Here is a 9115-nt window from a genome sequence, read left to right as displayed (position 1 = left end):
ATACCCTTTTTTCCCTTTTTTAATCAGTAAAACACCATCTCCATCCAGGTCAGCTGAAGTAAACTTACGGTCAATTTCCGTTACCTTTACATCGTTAACGCTGACGCCGCCCTGAAGGATAATTCGTCTTCCTTCGGAACGGGACGCAGCCAGTTTTGTCTCAACCAAAAGGGTAATGAGATCTTTTCCTTCATCCAGTTCTGTTCTCTTGTAAACAGTGGTTGGCATGTCCTTAGACTTGCCTCCGTCTGCAAATAATGCACGTGCAGCATCCTGAGCTTTTTTCGCTTCCTCTTCTCCGTGTACAATCTTCGTTATTTCAAATGCCAGTACATCTTTCGCTTGGTTGATTTGGGCACCTTCCAGTGCTCCCAGCCTGCGTACTTCATCCATTGGAAGGAAAGTTAAGAGTCCGAGACATTCTTCCACTTTCACATCTTCGATGTTTCTCCAGTACTGGTAGAACTCGTATGGAGAAGTCTTTTCCGGATCCAGCCATACTGCTCCCTTCATGGTTTTACCCATTTTAATTCCTTCGCTTGTCGTTAGAAGTTTGAAAGTCAGACCAAATGCAGGCTTCTGTTCTTTTCTGCGGATCAGTTCTACGCCGCCGATAATATTAGACCACTGGTCATTGCCGCCTAATTCCATTTTACAATCATACATTTTATTTAATTTCCAGAAATCGTAGGACTGCATTAACATATAGTTAAATTCAAAGAAGGTAAGTCCTTTTTCCATTCTCTGTTTGTAACAGTCTGCAGTCAGCATTTTATTTACAGAAAAATGAACGCCGACTTCTCTTAAGAACTCTACATAATTTAAATCTAACAGCCAGTCAGCATTATTAGCAATGATTGCTTTATCATTGTCAAAATCAATAAATCTGGATAACTGCTCTTTAAATCTCTGGGCATTGTACTGAATGGTTTCCATGGTCATCATAGAACGCATATCGGATTTTCCGGATGGATCTCCAATCATTGTAGTCCCGCCGCCTAAAAGAGCAATCGGTCTGTGTCCTGCCTGCTGCATATGCATCATAGCCATAACGGTGAGGAAATGTCCTGCAGTAAGGCTGTCTGCCGTAGCATCAAATCCAATATAAAATGTAACGGACTCCTTACCTAATAATTCCCGTATTTCTTCCTCATGAGTTGTTTGTTCGATAAATCCTCTTTCTTTTAAAATATCGAATACATTTGCTGCCATCATCATTCCTCCTAATTCACTGTTTTTAATATAACATATGGGTTTGTGTATTTCAAGTAGGACGAGCATCTGTTTTTACCCACAAAAAACTCCCGCCCTTTAAATTAAAAAGGACGAGAGTAAAAACTCACGTGTTACCACCTTTTTTCACAGCCAGCTCGCACTGTCTGCCTCACTAAGTACAGAATATCTATACTTTGTCACTATAACGTGTGCACAATCCGTCGCAGCCTACTTTTTTCATACAAATATATGGAAAGTTCGGTACGCAGCTCAAAGAGGTATTCACAACAAGTCTCTCATGCGCCTCTCATCAACCGGCTGCTTTCTGTATGATACCTCTTATTGTTACTTATTCTTATCATTGCCTTATCTAATGCATTCATTATAAGAGCCGTTTTCTGTTTTGTCAACGGGTATTTTTATTTTGTCAGAATTACATTTTTTAATTTATCTGCAGCGACCTGGTAATCATATCCTGTCCGAACATTGCCTTAATGGTCACCGTTCCTTTTTTCAATGCTTTTACCATGCCTTTTTTATTAATTGTGGCTATGGACGGTTTGCTGCTTACCCAGGTTACTTTTTGAGAGACACCTTTTACCTTTAGCTGCATCTTTTTGCCTACGCCCAGGCTGGATTTAAAACCGGATATATAAACAGAACTGATTCTGGATGCCTGTTTCAGATTCGCAATGGTAATTTTACCGTTTGTTCTCCAGGAAACCCCTTTTGCCGGTTTCACCCAGACCTGAATCTTGGAGACCTTTTGCCGGTATTTCCATTTGGACAGATCCGCTGAGAACTGCTGCTTTCTTCCGGTTAAAACGGAGGATGCCGCTTCGAATATATGCTTTCCGTTGAAAAAGCGGACTCTTACTTCAGCTTCCTTTGCCCTGGTTCCGGTAACCATAATGTCAAAAATAAAACGGCTTCTTGTCTTAAAACTCAACGGCTTTTTAAATTTCTGTCCCACTCCGCGGTACAGATTATTATTTGCATTGCTGTCCACATTGAGTGTGGTTTCATTTTTAGAAACATCCGTACCTCCGTTATAGGTATATTTCCAAAGATTTGACAGACTTTTCTGCCCCTTGCTGTTCTTAACCAGATAAAGGCTTCCGTTATTATAGGTCGTCATCCTTTTGAATTTACTCCAGTTAAATCCGGATATCCGGCTGCTCCAGCTTGGAATACCAATTTCCTTTAAGGCAAATTTACTGATGGTTTCCGACGCCGTAGTATCTATGTACTTAAATACATCCCAGATTCTTTTTTGTTTGTAGGCGTATTCCGTCTGACCCGGGCGGTTACTCCAGATTCCTGCGAATATACCCTGGTTTTCTTCCTCCACATGATCCACGTGCCTGGTTATAATCAGGGAATCAATCTGACTGTTAAACTCCGTGATATAATAGGCATAGGCGTAGGCTGCCGCCTGGAGTTTCTCGTCTCTTCCCCGCCCGCCTGTATAAGAGGAAAATCCCTGCTCCGATAAAATCACCCTGCAGTTTTTATTCTTCTTTTTTACATAGTCGGTCAGTACTTTGATATTATTCATGGTAATATACTGGGAACTGCTGCTGTTGGAGCCGATATCATCCCAGAACACAGGGTCCGTCAAAGGCTGCGGGTAGGCATGATATGCCACGTTCCATGGTATGTTACCTTCGTTTTGGAGGGCACTTACAAAGCCGTCCAGCGTACTCTTTGCCGTATAGGAGCCTCCGGCAGGCTGTAATTGGTTCCAGCAGTTTGTCAGGGGGATATATACCCTTGCATTGCTGTAGATACTGCGCAGCGCCGTAGAGATCACCCGGAAACTTCTGGCATAGCTTTTTGTATATTTGGATCTGGACATTGCTCCCATATAATTGTAGCGGATATAATAATCCACTTCATTGCCAACAATCCAGTTGGAAATCCTTCCATTTGCCTTGGAAGAACCCATATAACGTTCTCCCAGGAAAGAAACCAGGGCTGAAAGATTCTGCACCCCGTCTTCATTCATGGTATTCAGTCCATAATAGGCCTCTGATCCCCCCTGTGCACCGGGCGGAACCAGAACTGATGCCTGAGATTCTCCTCTCAGAAGCAGGATCCCGGAGACAACCACATTGCTTTGTGTCAGGCTTCTCACCTGAGAGTCCACACCGTTACAGCCTGATTTTAAAAACCAGTAGGTTTTTCCTTCGTAATGATAGCGGTAAGCATTGCTGTCATTTTTCTGCCAGTCCAAAGCCATAAATTCATCCAGCAGGATATTCACTGCAGCATGCTTGATCCCCAGATCTTCTGCATCCGCCAGCATTGTCGGGCTGACCTGAAGCCCTTTTTTAGACGTTGCTTTTGGAAAAGAATAGCGGTATTTTGCCACAGCATCAGGATTTGTAATATATACGGGATCACTGACGATTTCGTAGCCTCCGGATTTCCTCTTAACGGCAATGATGAACTTATTGTAAAGTACACTGTCGGACTTATCCTTGTTCAGGGCTGTCCGCAAAATAATAGATTTACTTCTCTTACAGGATGCCAGGGGCTTCGTACTTCCCTTTATTCTGGAAGCATAGGGCCTTAAGCCAAATAAATAATACTTTCCATCTGTGCCGGATGCAGATACCGATCCCTTCGCACGTACCACCACCTGGGTTCTGTTCGCCGTATTAATCATACAGCTTTGAATCTCCATTCCCTTTTTGGCTGCATCCGCCGAAACGGGTACGAACAGTAACACAAGTGCAACTAGAAAGATCCCTCCCTTAAATAATCTTTTCACAACACACATTTATCTTTCTCCTTAAATCATTCCAGGTAAAAAATGAGGCTTGTACCTCCCGGTCCAAATACGCCGGGCGGCACTAGAATAAATTTCAAACACACTCAATTCCTTCATCTACAATCAGATTCCTGCCATCTGCAGCTGTAGTTGCCAGTTCATCGCATCTTTCATTTTGTGCATGACCATCATGGCCTTTCACCCAGATGAATTTCACATCGTGAGGTTCTTTTGCAGCGAGCAGCCTTTTCCACAGATCCACATTTTTCACCGGTTCATTTTTTCCCCGTTTCCAGTTCTTTTTCAGCCAGCCGTCAATCCACTTTTGATTAAAGGCATCCACTACATATTTAGAGTCCGAATATAACTCTACCTGGCAGGGGCGGTTCAACGCTTCCAGTCCAACAATTGCAGCCATTAACTCCATACGGTTATTGGTTGTCTTCACATATCCCTGGCTGTATTCCCTTTTGTGTTCCTGACCTTTTGCATCCACACAGATCAGAATTGTTCCATATCCCCCCGGTCCGTCCGGATTGCCCCTGGCAGCACCGTCGGTATAAATTTTTACCAGCATTTTACTCCTCCTTTTAACCCTTACACTCATTTAAATCCATTGCATTGTGCAAATTACAGAGACCATTCACCCGTCTCAATAAATCTCTTCGCAGTATTTTCTGCATTGTTGATAATCTCTTTTTCATATCCGATTATACTCAGCAGTTTAATTGCATTTCTGGAAGTTGCCCTTCCCTGGTACAGTTTATAATCAAATAGTATATCATTTTTATAGACTTCTTCCTGGAAATGGTAATTGTCATAATTCTCTTCCAGAATATGTGTCAGCTCAATATCATGGGTTGCCGCAAAGCTTAAAATATAGCTTTGTGCCATGCTTTTCAGGATCTGGGAAGATGCTGCGATACGTTCTACCGTATTTGTTCCTCTGAGCACCTCATCTACAAAGCACATAATCGGCTTTCCTTTTTCCATTTTATCCAGAATACGTTTTAAAGATTTAATCTCAACAATATAGTAACTCTCCTGGCTCATCAGGTCATCCCTTAACGCCATGGAAGAATATACTTCGTAGAAGTTCGACTTAAAAGTTTTTGCCATACAGGTATAAATGGTCTGTGCCAGAATCCCGTTAATTGCAACTGTTTTCAAGAAAGTGGATTTACCCGATGCATTGGATCCCGTAACCAGAACTCCTTTGTTTGCCTTGATGGAATTTTTCACAGGATTATCTATCATCGGATGATAAAGGTCCTGCGCTTCCAGAAATGCCTCTTTTGAGTCTGACAGTTCCGGAATGGTATAGTCCTCCATCATAGTTCGAAAAGATGCAATGGCAATAGCCACTTCCAGCATTCCCATATTGTCAACCATAACTTTAAAACTTTCCAGATTATCTTTTAATTCTTTTATAACCGTCCGGAACTGAATCATATCAATATGAAAGGTATAATTTACATAATCCACAACGATATTGCCCACACCGCCTCCACGGTCACTGCTGGCACTTCCCGCCAGTAAGAAGAACGTATTTCGTTTAAATTTATTAAACTTTTTCCTTGCCTCAATTGCCTTTTTCACGTATTTTTTTACTTCCTCACTGTCGGTGCCTGAAATATGGTCCGCCATTTTAATCAGCTGCACCATAACTTTACAGGAAAGGGTATATGGTGATACTTTTCTGGCCTCCGTGAAATAGGATGTCCAGCTATATGCCAGAACACAAATCATTCCCACCACGCCTGAAGGGGGATTTACAAAAATCATTGCAGCCATGAAAAAAGTCAATAAAATCGTGATGTAATGCTTGGCATTTGTCTGAGGCTCCAGATCTGCCAGATTATAGACATAATCAAACATGGAGCGGCGTCCCGATTTACCCATTTCCCCAAAACTCACCTGCAGCTTTTCACGTTCTTCCTTATGAGTCATGAAATACTCAACTAAACGGTTCCGCTCTTCTAACTCTTCTTTTGAAAATGAAGGTCTTCGCAGCACATCATACAGACAGCTTTCTCCGATACTGGAACCCGTATTATTTAAAAGCATGAAAATCGTATCCATATCCAAATCATTCCAGGTAATATCATCAATCGCATATCCTTTTTTTCCATTTAACTCGAAATAATGGCTGATAGCCTCAAATTCCGCATATTCATATTCTCTGTCCGGCCTTTGGCCCCATGCCAGACGCGCTTTTCGCAATATGCTCTTCTGCCGCCTTTTATTATCAAACACGCAATATGCTCCAAAGCATATCAATATCAGTACCGCCACTGTTAACACAACTAGTCCCTGTTCCATCTTGCTCCTCTCCAGCTATAAGATCTGCCTCACTTTTTCTACCACATCCTTTGCTTTCCTGTGGTCTGTTCCGGTTGCCGTAACCCCTACTACAATTTGTTCTTTCCTGGCTATTCCCGGGAAATAAAAATCGCACTTATTTTTGTCGCTGCATACATTGACTGTGATCCCCATACATTTACAGACACTGTAAATATCATCATTTGTTTTATGATCATTCGTGGCAGCGATCACAATATCTGCCCCATAAATATCTTCCCGCTCATAATTTTTCCTGAGGATCCCAATCACGCCGTTATGCTCCAGTTCCTGCAGTTCCGGATTTACTTCCGGGGCGATTACCACCAAGTGGTTTGTGAATTCAATAAGGGAACGGATTCTCCGTTTCGCTATGGTACCTGCACCTACAACTACCACTTTCTTATCGGACAAATCCACAAACATTGGAAAATAGGGTTTTTTCTTTTCTGCCATCTTCCTCACTCCCTTGCCATGTATTCCTATTTTCTTACGCTTACCATCATATCACATGCGAAAATAAAGTTAAACCTGATTTTACAAGAAATATCTAGAATTTTTATGATAGATGTATTATAATGGAACTGTTTTTAGACCGTTTTTGGATCGGCGGAGCGCTAGAGCTTGTTTTAATGCTCAAATCCGCCCAATGTACATAACCAATGATATACCAGTCCCCAGGAGTATTTGGAAATTCATTCCCGACATCTGTACGCCCCAGCTTGCGGCATAATGATCCCGAATTCAGGTTACATAGTCCGCTATGTGCCCTGAATCCGGAACAAATTTCCACAAGCCGGAACACACATCTGCCAGAAAACAATTTTCAAACACCCTGGGAAAGAGGAGGAAATTATGAGCTTTGAATTTATCAAAAAACTTCCGACACCGGAAGAAATCCGTACAGAATATCCATTATCTGATTATGCAGCAAATGTAAAACAAAAAAGAGACGCAATGATTCGTGACGTATTTACCGGGGCATCTGATAAATTTCTTGTAATCATCGGACCCTGTTCCGCTGATAACGAAGATGCTGTCTGTGACTATATTAACCGCCTGGCAAAGGTTCAGGATAAAGTTTCAGATAAGATTATTTTAATTCCACGTATTTATACGAATAAACCAAGAACGACCGGTGAAGGCTATAAAGGAATGGTACATCAGCCGGATCCCGAGAAAAAACCCGATTTATTAGCCGGACTAATCGCCATCCGTAAATTACATATCCGTGCAATTGATGAAACGGGACTTACCGCAGCTGATGAAATGCTGTATCCGGAAAACTACCGATATCTCTCCGATCTGCTCTCCTATGTTGCCATTGGTGCACGTTCCGTAGAGGATCAGCAGCATCGTCTGACAGTAAGTGGTATGGATGTACCCGCAGGCATGAAGAACCCAACAAGCGGTGATTTTTCCGTAATGTTAAATTCTGTAGTCGCAGCCCAGTGTTCACACAGCTTCAGCTACCGCGGCTGGGAAGTTAAAACAACAGGTAATGATCTGGCACATGTTATTCTCCGGGGTGCAGTAAACAAACACGGTAACAACCTGCCAAATTATCACTATGAGGATTTAAATCTGCTGTTGGAAATGTATGATGCAAGAGATTTAAAAAATCCGGCTGCAATTATCGATGCAAACCATTCCAATTCCGGTAAGCAGTATGGGGAACAGGTTCGTATTGTAAAAGAAGTATTGCATAGCCGCAGTGTAAATCCCCGCATGAAAGAAATGATTAAAGGCGTCATGGTTGAAAGTTATATTGAACCTGGTTGCCAGAAAATCGGCACGGCAAATCATGTCTATGGCAAGTCCATCACTGACCCCTGCCTTGGATGGCAGGAATCAGAAGATCTGATTTATCAGATTCATGAGATGTGCTAGAGCGTGTTTGATAATTGTTTTGTGGCAGATGTGCGTCACACTTTGTGGTAGATTTGTCCGGGATGAAGGGCGACAAGCGTACTGCATAACCTGAATTCGGAGCAATTATACCGCATAGTGCAACTAAAAACCGGATACGCCAGAAATATTCATTCTGGCCGTATCCGGTTATTTATATTGATCCTATTTATTCTTATCCTCTCGGATGTGCTTTGGCATATACCTCTTTGACCCTGTTTGCATTCATATTCACATACATCTGGGTTGTAGAAATATCAGAGTGTCCCAGCATTTCCTGCACTGCCCTTAAGTCCGCACCGTTTTGTACCAGATGGAGTGCAAATGAGTGGCGCAGTGTATGAGGCGTAATATCCTTTGTAATGTTTGCTTTGGTGGTATACTGTTTAATCAGTTTCCAAAAACCCTGTCTGCTCATGGGTTTCCCGGAACAATTCACGAATAAGCATTCGCTTTCACTGTCTTTTAATAATGCTGCCCGGCTTTCGGACAAATATTTCTTCAGTGCTGCTTCTGCTGCTTTCCCAAAGGGAATAAACCGTTCTTTATCTCCTTCTTTGCATAGCACATAATCCATATTCAGATTCATATCCTGTACCCGCAGGGATATCAGCTCTGATACTCTCATACCAGTTGCGTACAGCAGTTCCAGCATAGCCTTGTCCCGAATTTCTTTTGGCGTTGCCCTGCCGGGCTGTTCCAGAAGAAGTACTACCTCTTCCATCGTGAGCACTTCCGGAGCTTTTTTGTCTATGTGGGGAGCCTTTATCACTTCCGTAGGATCTTTTTCAACTTTATGTAATCCGAACATGTAATGAAAAAATGCTTTCATCGATGCAATATTCCTGGACACTGTTGCAGTGGATAACCCCTGCT

Annotated in this window: 9 protein-coding genes and 1 other annotated feature; of the genes, 1 reads left to right on the top strand and 8 read right to left on the bottom strand. The window is 42.3% G+C overall.

Annotated elements, in window-relative coordinates; all coding sequences use genetic code 11:
* The 6 genes from tyrS to ACH2DQ_RS09265 form a co-directional block, all read right to left on the bottom strand.
* On the bottom strand, positions 1 to 1212 hold a 1212-nt coding region (gene tyrS, locus ACH2DQ_RS09290), incomplete at its 3' end, for a tyrosine--tRNA ligase (RefSeq protein ID WP_395026498.1).
* A 106-nt stretch (positions 1213 to 1318) separates the two neighbouring features.
* Positions 1319 to 1586: a binding site (T-box leader), on the bottom strand.
* Between the two features lie 71 nt (positions 1587 to 1657).
* On the bottom strand, positions 1658 to 4000 hold the full coding sequence (locus tag ACH2DQ_RS09285) for a DUF5722 domain-containing protein (protein ID WP_394913092.1): 2343 nt from the start codon (positions 3998 to 4000) through the stop codon (positions 1658 to 1660).
* An 85-nt stretch (positions 4001 to 4085) separates the two neighbouring features.
* Positions 4086 to 4568, bottom strand: a complete 483-nt coding sequence (gene rnhA, locus ACH2DQ_RS09280) for a ribonuclease HI (RefSeq protein WP_394913091.1) — start codon at positions 4566 to 4568, stop codon at positions 4086 to 4088.
* A gap of 53 nt (positions 4569 to 4621) precedes the next feature.
* Positions 4622 to 6313, bottom strand: coding sequence for a hypothetical protein (locus ACH2DQ_RS09275; RefSeq protein ID WP_394913090.1), 1692 nt, complete (start codon positions 6311 to 6313; stop codon positions 4622 to 4624).
* A 15-nt stretch (positions 6314 to 6328) separates the two neighbouring features.
* Positions 6329 to 6787, bottom strand: a complete 459-nt coding sequence (locus ACH2DQ_RS09270) for a bifunctional precorrin-2 dehydrogenase/sirohydrochlorin ferrochelatase (protein ID WP_394913089.1) — start codon at positions 6785 to 6787, stop codon at positions 6329 to 6331.
* Between the two features lie 180 nt (positions 6788 to 6967).
* Positions 6968 to 7075 (bottom strand): DUF6783 domain-containing protein, encoded by a 108-nt coding sequence (locus ACH2DQ_RS09265; RefSeq protein ID WP_394913207.1) that lies wholly within the window; start codon positions 7073 to 7075, stop codon positions 6968 to 6970.
* Between the two features lie 111 nt (positions 7076 to 7186).
* On the opposite strand from ACH2DQ_RS09265, the gene ACH2DQ_RS09260 reads away from it, so the two are divergent.
* A complete protein-coding gene (locus tag ACH2DQ_RS09260; RefSeq protein WP_394913088.1) occupies positions 7187 to 8221 on the top strand; it encodes a 3-deoxy-7-phosphoheptulonate synthase in 1035 nt (344 codons plus the stop codon).
* On the opposite strand, the gene ACH2DQ_RS09255 is transcribed toward ACH2DQ_RS09260, so the two are convergent.
* Both ACH2DQ_RS09255 and ACH2DQ_RS09250 read right to left on the bottom strand, forming a co-directional pair.
* On the bottom strand, positions 8154 to 8297 hold the full coding sequence (locus ACH2DQ_RS09255) for a DUF6783 domain-containing protein (RefSeq protein ID WP_394913087.1): 144 nt from the start codon (positions 8295 to 8297) through the stop codon (positions 8154 to 8156). The genes ACH2DQ_RS09260 and ACH2DQ_RS09255 overlap by 68 nt on opposite strands.
* A gap of 117 nt (positions 8298 to 8414) precedes the next feature.
* On the bottom strand, positions 8415 to 9115 hold a 701-nt coding region (locus ACH2DQ_RS09250), incomplete at its 5' end, for a tyrosine recombinase (RefSeq protein WP_395026495.1).

The organism is Robinsoniella sp., from assembly GCF_034124845.1.
Note: the sequence above shows the minus strand (reverse complement) of the source record. Positions and strands in the feature narration are given on the sequence as shown.